Source organism: Rathayibacter sp. VKM Ac-2760 (assembly GCF_009834185.1).
Taxonomy (GTDB): Bacteria; Actinomycetota; Actinomycetes; order Actinomycetales; family Microbacteriaceae; genus Rathayibacter.
This window is the reverse complement of record NZ_CP047174.1, coordinates 86685-101680: the sequence shown is the minus strand read 5'-3', so window position 1 is coordinate 101680 and position 14996 is coordinate 86685. Positions and strand designations below refer to the sequence as shown.

Genomic DNA, 14996 nt, shown 5'->3' with positions numbered 1-14996 from the left:
GGCGCACCATCGACGAGGGGTGTCATCGACTTCATCATCGAGATGATGACGACCGGAAGGATGACCCCCGGAGCGCGGAGTTCTGGTAGGTGCTGCCGAGACGGATGCGTCCCTGGTGTGCTCAAGGCAGTCGGTCTCTGCGACCGTCACCTGAGCCTCGGTGACGTCGCGCTCAGACTGTGCCCGCTCGCAGTCGGATGCGTCGCGGCCGGCGCTCGTGCAGGTCGGCGTTCGCGTCCGTCGTGCTCGCGCAGCGTCAGGCCGCGCTGCGAGGCAGGGTTGCGGCGAATGTCGGCTCCCCCAGCTGATCGAGTAGGCCGCGGAGCGGGCGTATCGAGATCCGACGTGCTGAAGACGTGGGTCTCGATACGCCGCCTGCGGCGGCTACTCGACCAGCACGGGGCGCCGGCTCAGGCGCGGGGGCGGGGCTGGAGGCGCTCGAGCTGGGTGACGTGGGCCGGGGTGAGCTCCTCGAGGGAGTGGGCGCCGAGGAGCTTCATGGTGCGCACGATCTGGTCGGAGAGGATCGCGATGGTGCGGTCGACGCCCTGGCGACCGCCGGCCATGAGGCCGTAGAGGTACGCGCGGCCGATGAGGGTGAACTTCGCTCCCAGGGCGATGGAGGAGACGATGTCGGCGCCGTTCATGATGCCGGTGTCGACCATCACCTCGGTGTCGGTGCCGACCTCGCGGACGACCTCGGGGAGGAGGTGGAACGGGATCGGGGCGCGGTCGAGCTGGCGTCCGCCGTGGTTGGAGAGGACGATGCCGTCGACGCCGAAGTCGGCGAACTTGTGGGCATCCTCGACGCTCTGCACGCCCTTGATCACAAGCTTCCCGGGCCACATCTCGCGGATGACCTTGAGGTCCTCGAAGCTGATGGTGGGGTCCATGGCGAGGTCGAGCAGGTCGCCGACGGTGCCTCCGGTCGCGCTGAGGGAGGCGAACTCGAGCTTCTGGGTGGTGAGGAAGTCGAACCACCACCAGGGGCGGGGCAGCGCGTCGAGGACGGTGCCGACGGTGAGCTGGGGCGGGATGGAGAAGCCGTTGCGCTTGTCGCGCAGGCGCGCACCGGCGACGGGGGTGTCGACGGTGAAGAAGAGGGTCTCGTAGCCGGCCTCGGCGGCGCGCTCGACGAGGCCGTAGGAGATCTCGCGGTCGCGCATGACGTAGAGCTGGAACCAGTTGCGGCCGTGCGGGTTCGCCTTCTTCACGTTCTCGATCGAGGTGGTGCCGAGCGTGGAGAGGGTGAAGGGGATGCCCGCGGCGGCGGCCGCTCCGGCTCCGGCGGTCTCGCCCTCGGTCTGCATCAGGCGGGTGAAGCCGGTGGGTGCGATGCCGAACGGCATCGCGGAGGGTGCCCCGAGGACGGTCGCGGTGGTGTCCACGGCGGCGACGTCCCGGAGCACCTGGGGGTGGAACTCGACATCCTCGAAGGCCTGGCGGGCGCGGGCGATCGAGATCTCGCCCTCGGCGGAGCCGTCGGTGTAGTCGAACGCGGCCTTGGGGGTACGGCGCTTCGCGATCGAGCGGAGGTCCTCGATGGTGAGCGCGGCGTCGAGGCGGCGCTTGCGGCCGTCGAGCTCGGGCTTCTTGAAGCTGAGGTACTCGAGCAGCTCGACGGGCTTCGGGAACTGGCGCTGGACCATGCTGGTCAGCCTTTCTCAGGGGAGGAACGAAGTGACGTCATCGGCGGACGCGCAGGGTGTCCATCCCGCCGTCGACGGCGAGGGAGGTCCCGGTGATCGAGGAGGCGGTGCGCCCGGCGAGGAAGACCACGGCCTCGGCGACCTCGCGCACGGTGATCATGCGGCCGATGGGCTGCCGGCGGTTCAGCGCCTGCAGCTCGGCGTCGGGGTCCGCGAAGGCCCGGAGGTTCTGGTCGACGAAGCCGGTGTGCACGGTGCCGGGGTTGACGCAGTTGACCCGGACGCCGTCGTCGACGTGGTCGGTGGCCATCGCGAGGGTCAGCCCGTAGACGGCGGCCTTCGAGGCGGAGTAGACCGCGCGCTGCGGGAGGCCGCTCGTCGACGCGACGGAGCAGAGGTTGACGATCGACGCGGAGTCCGAGGCGCGCAGCGCCGGCAGTGCTGCGGCACTGATCCGCGCGACTCCGACGACGTTGACGTCGAGCACCCGTCGCCAGGTGTCCTCGTCGCTCTCCTCGACCGTGCCGACCGCCCCGATGCCGGCGTTGTTGACCACGATGTCGAGCCGGCCGAACCGCTCGAGGACAAGGGCGATCGCAGTGTCGACGGAGGCGCGGTCGGTGACGTCGCAGGTCACGGCGAACAGGCCGGGGTCGACGGTGTCGACGCTGCGGTCGAGCACGGCGACCTCCGCGCCGCGCTCGGCGAGCAGAGCCGCGCACTCCGCGCCGATCCCGGAGGCTCCGCCGGTGACGATCGCGACGAGGCCCTCGACCCCGGAGTGGGCGGTCATCGCTCCTCCGCCGGCGCGAAGGTCTGCTCGGCCTCGCCGAGGCCTTCGATCGCGAGACGCACGACGTCGCCCGCGCGGAGGTAGGGGGTGCCGGGCAGGCCGAGCGCGACGCCGGCCGGAGTGCCCGTGTTCACGAGGTCGCCGGGGTGAAGCACCATGAAGCGGCTGAGGTACCAGACGACGTACGCGGGATCGAAGACCATGTCCGCGGTCGTGCCGTCCTGGCGCGGCACGCCGTTCACCGAGAGGGTGAGCCGCAGGTCGGCCGGGTCGAGCTCGCTCGCCGGGACGAGGGAGGGGCCGAGCGGATTGAACGTCTCGCAGCTCTTGCCCTTGTCCCACTGGCCGCCGCGCTCGAGCTGGAACTCCCGCTCGGACACGTCGTGCGAGAGCACGTAGCCGGCGATGCAGGCTCGCGCCTCCTCGGGGGACGAGAGGTAGCGCGCCTCGGCGCCGATCACGACGCCCAGCTCCACCTCCCAGTCGGTCTTCGTCGAGTCGACGGGGATCAGCACCTCGTCGAACGGGCCCACGATCGTCGACGGGTCCTTCATGAACACGACCGGCTCCGACGGGACGGCCGCACCGGTCTCGGCCGCGTGGTCGCGGTAGTTCAGTCCGATGCAGACGATCTTGCCGGGACGGGCGACCGGTGCGCCGAGGCGGGATCCGGCCACGTCGATCCGCGGGAGGCTGCCGGCGTCGAGGGCGTCCCGGACCCGGCCGAGACCGCCGCTCGCGAGGAAGGGCCCGTCGATGTCGGCCGTGAGGCGGGAGAGGTCGAAGGCCTCGCCGTTCTCGACGACGAGCGGTCGCTCCTCGCCGACGGCGCCGGTTCGCTGGATCTGCATGGTGTCCTCTTCTCGTGACGGTCTGGGGCTCTTCGAATCAGGGGCGAAGGCGAGCATACATTCGATGTTTCGGACATGAACACTCCTAATCGCGGCCACTTCGCGCCATTCTGCCGCGAGAGATCAGATCACTCACGGCCGCTGGTCGTTCCGCCGGTACCATCGGTGGATGCCCGACTCCGAGACCCGAGCCCCGGCCACACGCTCGCAGACCGACGTCGTGGTGCACGGCATCCGGGAGCTCGTGGTCCGCGGCGCCCTCCGTCCCGGCGACCGGCTGCCCATCGAGAAGGAGCTCGCGGCCGAGCTCGGCGTGTCCCGCGGGTCGCTGCGCGAGGGGGTGCGCGCCCTCGCGCTGATGGGGGTCCTCGAGACCCGCCAGGGCGACGGGACGTACGTCACCGCGCTCGACGCCTCGTTGCTGATCGCGCCGATGGGCTTCGTCATCGACATGCAGGCCGAGGGTCAGAGCGTGGAGATCGCCGCGGTCCGGCGGGTCCTCGAGGCGGAGGCCGCCGCCCTCGCCGCGCGCTCCTTCGGCGCTGAGGGGATCGCGGCGCTGCGGAGCATCCTGGCGGGGATCGCCCACCTCGTCGACGAGCCGTCCGAGGAGGACCACGAGCGGATGCTCGAGGCCGACATCGCCCTGCACGAGGCCATCGCCCGGACCGCGGCGAACCCGGTCCTGGAGGCGCTGATCCAGGCGCTGTCGAGCCGGACCCTGCGCTCGCGCCTCTGGCGGTCGGTCTCGGAGGAGGGCGCGATCGCGCGGACCTTCCAGCAGCACACCGCGATCGTCGACGCCCTCGAGACGGGGGATCCGGACCGCGCGCGCACGGCGATGAACGCGCACCTCTACGACGTCCAGGGCTTCGCCACGTCCCGGTCCGCCGACGACGCGCCCAGCCCGTAGACCCTCGTCGCGGTGCCCGCGAGCACGGCCGCGCGCTCCGGCTCGTTGAGCTCCTCCAGGAGAGTCCGCACGGCGCCGATTGCGCGTCCGTAGCCGCCGGCGAGCTCCACGACGGGCCAGTCGCCACCGAACATCAGCCGGTCGGGTCCGAGCACGTCGAGGGCTGCGTCGACGACGGGTCGCAGCTCGTCGATGCTCCACTCCGCCGGGTCCGCCCGGGCGGACTGGAAGCCGGAGAGCTTCGCGACGATCGTGCCGAGCGGGGCCAGTCGTCGGAGCGACCGCGCCCACTCGCCCGCCCGCCACGCCCCGAGGGCGCCGAGAGGCGGCTTGCCGAGGTGATCGACGACGATCGTCAGCTCCGGATGACGCTCGACGAGCTCGGGCAGGATCGCCAGGTGCCGCGGCAGGACCGCCGGCACGTCGAGGGCGAGCCCGGCGTGCTCGACCAGGGTGAGGCTCTCGCGGACGGCGGACCGCAGCAGCCAGTCGGGGTCGGCACGGTCGTGGACCAGGACGCGGGCACCGACGACGAGGGGGTCGCCCGCCAGCGTCTCGAGACGGTGGGCGGTGGCGGCGGGGTCCTCGAGCGGCAGGAAGGCGACCACGCCGACGATCTCCGGGTGCGCCGCCGCTGAGGCGAGCATCGCGTCGGTGTCCTCGTCGGTGTCGGCGGCCTGCACGAGCACCGCTCGCCCTACGCCCTCGGCGCGCAGGACGCCGAGCGCCTCCTCGGCCGTGACGACCCGGTCGATCGGCGCATGCCGGGGGCCGAGCCAGTCGTAGCAGTGCCGGACCGGGTCCCACAGGTGCAGGTGCGCGTCGACGATCACGGGATCACCGCGCGACCAGCGCTTCCGCGGCCGATGCCTGTGCCGCCCGCGCCTCGGCGCCGCGGGCGTCGGCCCAGTACGTCCCCTCGGGGAAGCGGAACTCCTCGATCGTCGCCGGGTGGATCTCGGCCGAGTAGCCGGGCTGCGAGGGGACGACGTACGCGCCGTCGCGGACGACGCACGGATCGACGAAGTGCTCGTGCAGGTGGTCGACGAACTCGGTGACCCGGCCCTCGAGCGAGCCGGAGACGGCGACGTAGTCGAAGACCGAGAGGTGCTGGACCAGCTCGCAGAGGCCGACTCCGCCCGCGTGCGGGCAGACCGGGACGCCGAACTTCTGCGCCATCAGGTACACGGCGAGGATCTCGTTGACGCTGCCCAGCCGCGCGGAGTCGAGCTGGCAGTAGTCGATCGCCTCGGCCTGGAACAGCTGCTTGAACAGCACCCGGTTCATCCCGTGCTCGCCGGTCGCGACGCCGATCGGAGCGACGGCGGCGCGCACCGCGGCGTGGCCGAGCACGTCGTCCGGGCTGGTCGGCTCCTCGATCCAGAGCGGGCGGAACTGCGCGAGGGCCTGCACGTGCTCGATGGCCTCCGGGACATCCCAGACCTGGTTCGCATCGATCATCAGCGCGACGTCCCAGCCGATGACCTCGCGGGCGATGCCGAGGCGGCGCACGTCGTCCTCGAGCGAGCCGCCCACCTTGAGCTTCACGTGCCGGTAGCCGGCGTCGACCGCCTCCTGGCAGAGCCGGCGCAGCTTCTCGTCCGAGTAGCCGAGCCAGCCCGCGCTGGTGGTGTAGCAGGGGTAGCCGGAGCCCTCGAGCTCGAGGATGCGCGCGGCGCGCGTGGGCTGCTTCTCGGCGAGGATCGCGACGGCCTCGTCGCGGGTGAGCGCGTCGGAGAGGTACTTCAGGTCGGCGGCGGCGACGAGCTCCTCCGGGGTCATCTCGGCGAGCAGGCGCCAGAGCGGCTTGCCGGCCCGCCGCGCCGCGAGGTCCCAGACCGCGTTCATGACGGCGGCCAGGGCGAGGTGGACGACGCCCTTGTCGGGGCCGAGCCAGCGCACCTGCGAGTCGGACTGCAGGTCGCGGTAGAGGCCGCCGAGGTCGGCGGTGATCTCCTCGACGTCGCGGCCGACGAGCGCGGCACCGCGCAGCCGCGCGGCGAGCACGCACAGCTCGTTGCCGCGGCCGATGGTGAAGGTGAAGCCGTAGCCGCTCAGCGCGGGGTCGTCGGTGTCCAGGCGCACGTAGGCGGCCGAGTAGTCGGCGTCCTTGTTCATCGCGTCGGAGCCGTCGGCGCTGAGCGAGGTGGGGAAGCGGAGATCGGTGACGGTCACGGCCGTGATCCGGGTCATGAGGAGTGCCTTTCGGAGGAGGGGCCGGACGGAACCCGGATCGGAGTGCCGCGCTCGAGGAGGCCGAGCTCGAGGAGCTCGGCCCAGAGCGCGGGCGGGGGAGCGGCGGTGAAGCGCGCGACGTTCGAGGAGACCTGCTCGGCCGTGCGCATGCCGAGGACGACGGAGGCGACGGCGGGGTGGGTCAGCGGGAAGGCGGCGGCCGCGTCCGGAAGGGTCGATCCGTGCCGCTCGCAGACGTCGGCGATCGCGTTCGCCCGGGCGATCATCGCGTCCGGTGCGGCGGCGTAGTCGAAGCGGGCGTCGGCCGCGGGGCGGCCGTGCGAGAGCAGGCCGGAGTTGTAGACGCCGGCGGCGACGATCCCGACACCGCGCTCGAGTGCCACGGGGAGCAGATCGTGCAGCGCGCTCTGGTCGAGCAGCGTGTAGCGGCCGGCCAGCATCACGAGGTCGAGGTCGCTCTCGCGGACGAAGCGCGCCGGTGCGGCGGACTGGTTCATCCCGACTCCGACGGCGCCGATGACCCCCTCCTCGCGCAGTGCGATCAGCGCGGGCAGGGCGGCGTCGAGCGTCTCCTCGATGTGATCGTCGGGGTCGTGGACGTAGACGATGTCGAGCCGGTCGAGCGCCAGGCGCTGCAGGCTCGCCTCGATCGAGCGGAGGACGCCGTCGCGGGAGTAGTCGCGCCGACGGCGAAGGACGGCCGGCACGGCGAAGCCCTCGTCGTCGAGGGTGCCGACCGGGGCGGAGCGGGGCTCGAGCAGCCGGCCGACCTTCGTCGAGACGACGACCGTCTCCCGGGGTGCTCCCGCCAGCGCCGCGCCGAGCCGGTGCTCGGAGAGGCCGAGTCCGTAGTGCGGGGCCGTGTCGTAGGTCCGGATGCCACGGGCGAGAGCGCGATGGACGGCTCCGCGGGCCTCGTCGTCGGTCGTCTCCCGGTACAGGTTGCCGAGCTGCGCGCCGCCGAAGGAGAGGGAGCCCAGACGCAGGTCTGCGACTGTGCTCCTCGGGCCGCTCCGGCTCCGTCCGGACCGCTGAGGGCGGTCGGCTCCGGTGCTCGCGACGCGGGTGGAGGCCGCCTCGACGACGTCCGCGGGGGTGTCGGCCGTGTGCATCGTGCTCCTTTCGCAACTCCTCCGGTCGAGAGAGTCATCGGACCATAGCAGACCGTTTCGACACGATTTGTGCCCGACAAGCGTTGTTTAGATGTACCTCCGCCAGATTGATCCGATGTATTCGTGACAAAACGGTGACATCGAATATCGCCTCCGCGCTTGTGGCGGGGTTAGTTAGGTGCCCATACTTTCGACACCGCACCGATGTCGATGCCCGAGAGGAGAGCACGTGCCGCACTCGCACCGCCCCGGCTCCACCCGCCCCGCCCGTCCCGGATCCGCCCGCCCCGAACGGCACCGCCGCTCCACCCTGATCGCCGTGAGCGTCCTCGGCCTCGCCGCGATCGCCGCCGCCGCTGTCGCCACCACCGCGATCGTCGTGCACGCGGACCGCCCCGTCTCCGTCGTCGACGGCCGCGAGATCTCGGCCGACGAGATCCGCTTCCACATGGGGCTGCTCGGCGGCGGCGTCGAGAACGCGGTGAGCTCGGGCCGGCTCCCGGCGGCCGACGCCGACCAGGAGCTCCGCGAGCGGGCCCTCCAGCAGTCGCTGCGCGATGCGCAGCTCTTCGGGCTGGCCGCGGAGAACGGGCTGATCGCCTTCGACGACTACGACGGCTTCCTCCGCTCGCTCGAGCAGGAGAACGGCTCCCGAGCGCAGGCGCTGGCCGCGGGCGAGATCGTCTACGGGACCACGGAGTTCTCGGAGTCGGAGTACTACTCGCGCACCGTCACCCTGCTGCGCACCGAGCTCACCGACCTGCTCTCCCGCGAGGGCGGACCGCTGCAGGTCACCGACGCCGACGTCCGTGCGTACTTCGACGCGAACCGCTCCGACTGGGCGGCGCAGGCGACCAGCTGGACGATCCGCTCGCTGCGCCTTCCCGTCGAGGCCGCAGACGAGACCGGCTGCTCCGCCTCGCTGGCCGACGCGCCCGCCTCCCTCGCCGCCGTCGAGTCCTCCTGCGGCGTCGCCGCGACCGAGGCCGTGTTCGACGGCGCCGCCGATCTGCCCGCCGGCTCGCCCGCAGCCGAGGCCGTCGCCTCGGTGCAGGAGCTCGACGCGGGGGAGACCTCCGCTCCCCTCGTCGCCGACGGGGCGATCCACCTCTACCAGCTCGTCTCGTCATCGGTCGACTCCGATGCCGCCTTCGAGCTCTACGCCGACCGGATCCGGTCGGTGGTCGTCTCGGACCGTCTCGACGGCTACCTCGACGACCTCGTCTCCGCCGCGTCGCCCGTCACGGACGACGCGCTCCTCTCGACCATCGAACCGAAGGACTAGACCCATGATCCGACCCTCCGGAGCGTCGAGGCGGCTCCCGCTCGCCCTCGCCGCCCTCGGCACCGCGGCGCTGGTAGCCCTCGGCTGCCTCGCCGGCGCCCCCGCGGCGACCGCCGCGGAACCCTCGACAGGCTGGGCGGGCAACACCGCCAACAGCGTCGGCGGCACCGACTACTTCCTCGACGCGACGGCCGGCAGCGACGCCGCCGCCGGAACCTCGGCGGCCACCGCGTGGAAGTCCCTCGCCAAGGCGAGCACGATCACCTTCGGTGCCGGCGACCGCATCCTGCTCAAGGCGGGCGAGACCTGGAACGACCAGCAGCTGCTGCCCAAGGGCTCCGGCGCCGCCGGCCGCCCCATTGTCATCGACGTCTACGGCGACTCCGCGGTGAAGCCGTCGATCGCCACCAACGGCAAGGTCGCCAGCCCCTTCCTCAGCGGCACGCAGACCAAGAACCCCGAGACCGTCGGCCTCACCGGCGCGATCAGCCTGCGCAACCAGCAGTACTGGGAGATCCACAACCTCTCGCTCAGCAACGACGACGATTTCGCCACCGACATCACCACCGGCTCGATCGTCCGCGACGGCGTCAGCATCTCGATCAACGCCGACAAGCTCGTCGGCGACGACTCCGTGATGGACTACTTCCGCCTCTCCGGCCTCGACGTGCACGACATCGACGGCCCGAGCACCTGGCAGCGGATCCACTACGGCGGCATCAACTTCCAGGTCTTCGGCTCGAAGCAGTACACCGAGTACGGCACCGGCGGACACCACTTCCAGGACGTCCGCATCGAGGACAACACCTTCACGAAGGTCGAGCTGCACGCGGTGCAGTTCGCGTTCAACTGGTTCGGCGACGCCCAGGGTCAGACCGACTCGACCGGCAAGTACCACGAGGGCTGGGAGCAGGCGTGGGTCCGCGACCGCGACCTCTACAGCCGCGACGTCTACATCGGCCACAACTACGCCGCCGACACCGGCCAGGGCGCGATCCAGCTCGCGAACACCAAGGACATGGTCGTCGAGTACAACGAGGTCAACGGCTTCCTCCGCCGCTACAACCAGGTCTCGGCCGGCCTCTACCTCTGGGCCGGTGCCGACTCGGTCATGCGCTACAACGAGGTCTACGACGGGCCGGCGAACGAGTACGACGCCACCCCGCTCGACCTGGAGTTTACCAACTTCAATGTGACCTACGAGTACAACTACACGCACGACAACAAGGGCGGGTGGATGTCCTACATGGGCAACAGCTCGAACTCCGTCGCCCGCTACAACCTCAGCGTGAACGACAACGGCGTGCTCGTGAAGAACATGCTCTCGACGAACTACTCGCCGACCTACTTCACCAACAACGTCTTCGTCTACGACGGCGCGGCGCTGCACCAGGTCCACGACGAGGTCTTCAAGAGCCCTGTCTACTTCCTCAACAACGTCTTCTACAACACCTCGACGACCACGCCCACCACCTGGTTCCGCAAGGCCGGCGCGCTCGACAACGCCCGCTTCTCGAACAACGCGATGTTCGAGGCCTCGGGAACGCACTCCCCGCAGGAGCCCGCCGACAAGGGCAAGGTGACGGCGGATCCGAAGTTCGTCTCGCCCGTCTCCTCCTACTCGACCCGCGCCGGCGTGAAGAACATCCTCACCTCCGCCGCGAAGTTCCAGGTCGCCGACGACTCGCCGCTGATCGACGCCGGTCGCTACAACGTCCACGTCGGTGACGAGGACTTCTTCGGCACCGACGTCTACTACGGCGCCGCACCCGACATCGGCATCCAGGAGAAGACGATCGGCACCCAGGTCACCTCGCCGGTCGATACGGACCCGATCGAGAACGAGGGGATCGACACCCGCACCAACCTCGCGCTCGGCGCCACCGCCACCGCGAGCTCGACCAACCCGCACCAGAACTTCTCGCTCAACGCGTCGAAGCTCGTCGACGGCGACACGTCCACTCGCTGGGCCGCCGCCGACGACGCGACCTACCCGCTGACCGTCGACCTCGACTTCGGGAAGGACACCGTCTTCTCCGAGGTCCAGCTCTCCGAGTTCCTCGACTCCGGGACCGGCCCGCGCATCCAGGACTACGACCTGCAGAAGTGGGACGCCGCGACCTCCTCGTGGAGCACCTTCGCCTCCCGCACCGACGGTGTCGGCTCGACGAAGACGATCACCGGCTTCGGCGACGTCACCTCGAGCAGGCTCCGCCTCTCGATCACCGCGAAGGTCGCGGGGGAGCAGTACTCGCCCTCGATGACCGAGATCCGCGTCTTCGGCCCGACCACTCCGGTCTCGGCCGACCCGCAGGTCACCCCCGCGGCGGGCGCCTTCGACAAGAACGCCTCAGCGGCGTCCCTGCCCGGCAACACCGTCACCTACGACGTCGCCCTCGACGGCGACACCCTCTCGACGCTGCGCTACGTCGGCCCCGAGGGCAACGTGCTCGGCAGCCTCACCGCCGGCACCGACTACACCGCCACGACCGCCGGCGCCACCACGACGATCGCCCTCTCGAAGACCTTCCTCGCGGGCCGCATCGTCGGCGAGTCGGGACTGCGCTTCGAGTTCGCCTCGGGCGCCACCCGCGACGTGCGACTGACCATCGTCGACACGACCGACCTCGAGGCGGCACTCACGAAGGCCCGAGCGATCCCCGTCGCCACGACCCCGGAGTACACGGCACTGAAGACGAAGATCGACGCGGCCCAGACCGTGCTCGACTCCGCCAACCGCACCGTCGTCGGCACCGGGAACGCCACGGTCACCCCCACGAAGGTTCAGACCGCGACGAGCGAGCTGCAGGCGGCGATCACGGCCTACACGCCGCCGGCGCAGCAGATCACTGCGGTGACCGCCCCCGCGATCACCGGCACGGCGAAGGTCGGCTCCACCCTCCGCGCCACCGCGGGCACCTGGAGCGAGGCGGGCGTCGCGCTCTCCTACTCCTGGCAGCGCAACGGCACGGCGATCCCGAACGCGACGAAGTCGAGCTACCGCCTCGTCAAGGCGGACGCGGGGACCTCGATCACGGTCGTCGTCACCGCCGCGAAGACGGGTCTCACCAGCGCCTCGGCGACCAGCGCTCCCGTGAGCGTGCCCGGCGCGGTGGCGACCAGCGCGACCACGACGAAGGCGACCGCGACAGTCCGCGGCAAGACGATCACCTACAAGGTCACCGTCACCGCCAAGGACGGCGCCCCGGTCTCCGGCGGCACCGTCACGGTCCTCGACTGGGGGAAGAAGGTCACCGCCCAGACCATCACCTCCGCCGACGGGACCGTGACGATCACGCTGCCGAAGTCGGCGAAGGGCCTGCACCTGCTGACGGCGTCGTACTCCGGCACCGCGAGCACGGCGGCCTCGAAGAGCGCGGCTTCGCTCGTCTTCGTCCGCTGATCCGACCCGCCCACAGCCGACCCGCCGACCGCTGACCCGCCGACCGACCCTGCGACACCGAGGAGGATCTGATGATGACCGAGCTCACTCTCGCACCCGACGACTCCGCCTCGGCGTCGCAGGGCCGGAAGGCCAATCAGCGCGACACCCGCCACCACAACCGCGGCCTCGTGCTCCGGACGCTGTTCGCGCAGGACGGCCTGTCCCGCGCCGACCTCGGCCGGCTGACCGGACTGACCAAGGTGACGGTGTCGGACCTGATCGCCGACCTGATCGAGGACGGCATCGTCGAGGAGGTCGGCCAGCGGCCGGGGTCCCGCGCCGGCAAGCCGGCCACCTTGCTCGGCGTGGTCGCTGGGGGCCGCTGCGTCGTCGCCCTCGACCTGTCCTCCTCGACGCACGTCCGCGCCGCGCTCGTCGACCTCCGCGGCGGCGTCGGCACGGCCGTCGTCCGAGAGCTCGGCACCGCGACCGAATCGGTGGACCGGGTGATCGACGCCGCCCTCGAGCTCCTCGACGCGGCGACCGCCACGGTCGTCGGGATCGCGGTCGGCACCCAAGGCACCGTCCTGCCGGACGGCACCGTCGCCGAGGCACCCCGCCTCGGCTGGCGGTCGGTCCGGCTCCGGGCGCTGCTCGAGAAAGCCACCGGACTCCCCGTCGTCGTCCAGAACGACGCCGACAGCTCGGCCCTCGCCGAGCGGCGCTACGGCGGCGGAGCCGAGACGCTCGTGCTGCTGCAGATCTCCAGCGGCGTCGGTGCCGGTGTCCTCATCGAGGGGCGCGTGCACACCGGCCCTTCGAGTGCGGCGGGCGAGATCGGCCACGTGGTCGTCGAGGACGGCGGCCGAGCGTGCACCTGCGGGAACAGCGGCTGCCTCGAGACCTACGCAGCCGCGGTCGTCCTGGAGGAGCAGATCGCCCGCGACCCGTCCCGGACGGCCGAGATCCTCGGATCGGCCGGCGGTCGGATCGGCGCCGCTCTCGCTCCCGTGGTCGGGATGCTCGACCTGTCCGAGATCGTGATCGCCGGCCCCGCTGCTCTCGTCGAGGGTCCGCTGCTCGCCGCCGCCGCCGCGACCGTGCACTCCCGCACCCGGTCCTCCTTCCGACCCGAGGTCCGTATCAGGGCCTCCCTCCTCGGCGAGAACGCCGTGCTGCTGGGCGCGGGCGCCCAGCTGCTCCGCGAGCAGCTCGCCCTCTACTGACTCCCGGTCCGGCTCTCCGCCGCACCTTCCCGCACCACCTCCACACCACAGTTCCCCCCATCGAACCCGCACAGAAGGACACCTGACAATGACGAAACGAGCCCTGAGCCTGGCAGCCCTGGTCGCCGCTTCCGCGATCGCCCTGAGCGGCTGCAGCGCCGGTGACAGCGGATCCGCTTCCGGCAGCGACGCCGGCGGCGTGCTGAAGATCGCCGCCCTCGAGGGCGGCTACGGCGCCGACATGTACGACGAGGTCGCCGCCGCCTACGAGAAGCTCAACCCCGGAGTCGACGTCCAGGTGCAGACCAGCAAGAGCATCGAGGACGAGCTGACCCCGAACATGCAGGCCGGCGACTACCCCGACCTGGTCGTCCTCGGTCAGGGCCGCCAGGCCGGACTCACCGAGACGCTGATCAAGGACAAGGCGCTCGAGGACGTCAGCGACGTGCTCACCACGACGATCCCCGGCGAGGACGTGACCGTGGGCGACAAGCTCGTCGACGGCATCGTCGGCAATCTCAACACCGACCCGTACGGCGACGGCAAGACCTACCTCATGCCGATGTACTACTCGCCCACCGGTCTCTTCTACGACACCGCCCTGCTCGAGGAGAAGGGCTGGGCCGTCCCGACGACCTGGGACGAGCTGTTCGCCCTCGGCGACCAGGCCAAGGCGGAGGGTCTCTCGCTCTTCACCTACCCGACCGCCGGCTACCTCGACGGCTACTTCTTCTCGCTCCTGGCCGATGTCGGCGGCGAGGACTTCTACACCGACGTCATGACCTACAAGGAGGACGTCTGGGAGACCGACGAGGCCCGCGAGGCCCTCGAGCTCACCGCGAAGCTGCTCTCCTACGCCGCGCCGACCACCGTCGGCTACGCCAACCAGCAGGACTTCACCAAGAACCAGCAGTCGATCCTCGACGGCTCGACCCTCTTCATGCCCAACGGCACCTGGATCGTCGGCGAGATGGCCGACGCGCCGCGTACCGACGGCTTCGCCTGGGGCCTGACCCCGCTGCCCGCCGTCGAGGCCGGTGGCGACCGCTACATCACCACCTCGGTCGAGTCCGCGTGGATCCCCTCGGCCGCCGAGAACAAGGACACAGCGAAGGACTTCATGGCCTTCCTCTACTCCGACGAGGCGGCGCAGATCTTCGCCGCCTCCAACGCGATCCAGCCGATCACCGGTCTCGCCGACTCGCTCGACGGTGACACGAAGCAGTTCTACTCCGTCTACTCCGACGCGGGCGTGAAGGCCCTCGTCGGCGGCTTCGCCAGCACGGCCCCCGTCGAGGGCGTCGACATCAAGACGACGCTGCTCGACTCCGCGAACTCGATCATCTCCGGCGACCTCAGCGTCGACGAGTGGCAGTCCGAGCTCAACGAGGCCAGCAACCGCTTGGGCGCCGCGAGCTGATGACGGAGACCTCGACGGTCCTGCCCGTCACCCCAGGAACCGCGCACGCGGGCGGGTCCGTCGAGACCGCGGCCGCCGCTCCGGGGCGCAGGCCCCGGCGGCGGCCGCCGCGGCGGCGGAGTGCGAACGAGAAGGGCCTGCGGCGCTTCCTCCTCGCCTGCCTCGC

General features: G+C 70.9%; 11 protein-coding genes. 5 read left to right on the top strand and 6 right to left on the bottom strand.

The annotated features are described in order from the left end of the window. Positions 1-410: 410 nt before the first annotated feature. Genes GSU72_RS20195 through GSU72_RS20185 form a run of 3 tightly spaced genes read right to left on the bottom strand, consistent with a single transcriptional unit; the run spans position 411 to position 3293 of the window. Positions 411-1649, bottom strand: coding sequence for an alpha-hydroxy acid oxidase (locus tag GSU72_RS20195; protein ID WP_133962805.1), 1239 nt, complete (start codon positions 1647-1649; stop codon positions 411-413). A 37-nt stretch (positions 1650-1686) separates the two neighbouring features. Then, entirely contained in the window at positions 1687-2442 is a 756-nt protein-coding gene (locus GSU72_RS20190) for an SDR family oxidoreductase (RefSeq protein ID WP_159987058.1), read from the bottom strand. After that, the gene (locus GSU72_RS20185) at positions 2439-3293 is read right to left on the bottom strand and encodes a fumarylacetoacetate hydrolase family protein (protein WP_159987057.1); all 855 of its coding nucleotides are present in this window, start codon (positions 3291-3293) and stop codon (positions 2439-2441) included. Before GSU72_RS20185 ends, GSU72_RS20190 begins: the two co-directional genes overlap by 4 nt. A 169-nt stretch (positions 3294-3462) precedes the next feature. Between GSU72_RS20185 and GSU72_RS20180 the strand changes: the two genes are divergently transcribed. After that, positions 3463-4206 (top strand): FCD domain-containing protein, encoded by a 744-nt coding sequence (locus tag GSU72_RS20180; protein ID WP_159987056.1) that lies wholly within the window; start codon positions 3463-3465, stop codon positions 4204-4206. On the opposite strand, the gene GSU72_RS20175 is transcribed toward GSU72_RS20180, so the two are convergent. The 3 genes from GSU72_RS20175 to GSU72_RS20165 are packed head-to-tail and all read right to left on the bottom strand — an operon-like array spanning position 4149 to position 7514. Beyond that, positions 4149-5039 carry an amidohydrolase family protein gene (locus tag GSU72_RS20175; RefSeq protein WP_159987055.1) on the bottom strand — a complete coding sequence of 297 codons (891 nt, stop codon included), beginning with the start codon at positions 5037-5039 and terminating at the stop codon, positions 4149-4151. The genes GSU72_RS20180 and GSU72_RS20175 overlap by 58 nt on opposite strands. A gap of 4 nt (positions 5040-5043) precedes the next feature. Beyond that, positions 5044-6399 carry an L-fuconate dehydratase gene (locus GSU72_RS20170; protein ID WP_159987054.1) on the bottom strand — a complete coding sequence of 452 codons (1356 nt, stop codon included), beginning with the start codon at positions 6397-6399 and terminating at the stop codon, positions 5044-5046. Next, entirely contained in the window at positions 6396-7514 is a 1119-nt protein-coding gene (locus GSU72_RS20165) for an aldo/keto reductase (RefSeq protein ID WP_159987053.1), read from the bottom strand. The genes GSU72_RS20170 and GSU72_RS20165 overlap by 4 nt, the downstream gene beginning before the upstream one ends. 229 nt (positions 7515-7743) lie before the next feature. On the opposite strand from GSU72_RS20165, the gene GSU72_RS20160 reads away from it, so the two are divergent. From GSU72_RS20160 to GSU72_RS20145, 4 genes are all read left to right on the top strand, one after another. Further along, complete coding sequence (locus tag GSU72_RS20160) at positions 7744-8799, top strand: peptidylprolyl isomerase (RefSeq protein ID WP_159987052.1); 1056 nt, start codon at positions 7744-7746, stop codon at positions 8797-8799. Between the two features lie 4 nt (positions 8800-8803). After that, complete coding sequence (locus GSU72_RS20155; protein WP_159987051.1) at positions 8804-12202, top strand: Ig-like domain repeat protein; 3399 nt, start codon at positions 8804-8806, stop codon at positions 12200-12202. 74 nt (positions 12203-12276) lie between these two features. Further along, on the top strand, positions 12277-13410 hold the full coding sequence (locus GSU72_RS20150) for an ROK family transcriptional regulator (protein WP_159987050.1): 1134 nt from the start codon (positions 12277-12279) through the stop codon (positions 13408-13410). A gap of 88 nt (positions 13411-13498) precedes the next feature. After that, entirely contained in the window at positions 13499-14830 is a 1332-nt protein-coding gene (locus GSU72_RS20145) for a carbohydrate ABC transporter substrate-binding protein (protein WP_159987049.1), read from the top strand. Positions 14831-14996: the final 166 nt, after the last annotated feature.

Coding starts and splice junctions, on each gene's coding strand:
- GSU72_RS20190 (WP_159987058.1), bottom strand. CDS start 2,442: ATGACCGCCCACTCCGGGGTCGAGGGCCTCGTCGCGATCGTCACCGGC.
- GSU72_RS20170 (WP_159987054.1), bottom strand. CDS start 6,399: ATGACCCGGATCACGGCCGTGACCGTCACCGATCTCCGCTTCCCCACC.
- GSU72_RS20185 (WP_159987057.1), bottom strand. CDS start 3,293: ATGCAGATCCAGCGAACCGGCGCCGTCGGCGAGGAGCGACCGCTCGTC.
- GSU72_RS20165 (WP_159987053.1), bottom strand. CDS start 7,514: ATGCACACGGCCGACACCCCCGCGGACGTCGTCGAGGCGGCCTCCACC.
- GSU72_RS20145 (WP_159987049.1), top strand. CDS start 13,499: ATGACGAAACGAGCCCTGAGCCTGGCAGCCCTGGTCGCCGCTTCCGCG.
- GSU72_RS20195 (WP_133962805.1), bottom strand. CDS start 1,649: ATGGTCCAGCGCCAGTTCCCGAAGCCCGTCGAGCTGCTCGAGTACCTC.
- GSU72_RS20180 (WP_159987056.1), top strand. CDS start 3,463: ATGCCCGACTCCGAGACCCGAGCCCCGGCCACACGCTCGCAGACCGAC.
- GSU72_RS20155 (WP_159987051.1), top strand. CDS start 8,804: ATGATCCGACCCTCCGGAGCGTCGAGGCGGCTCCCGCTCGCCCTCGCC.
- GSU72_RS20150 (WP_159987050.1), top strand. CDS start 12,277: ATGACCGAGCTCACTCTCGCACCCGACGACTCCGCCTCGGCGTCGCAG.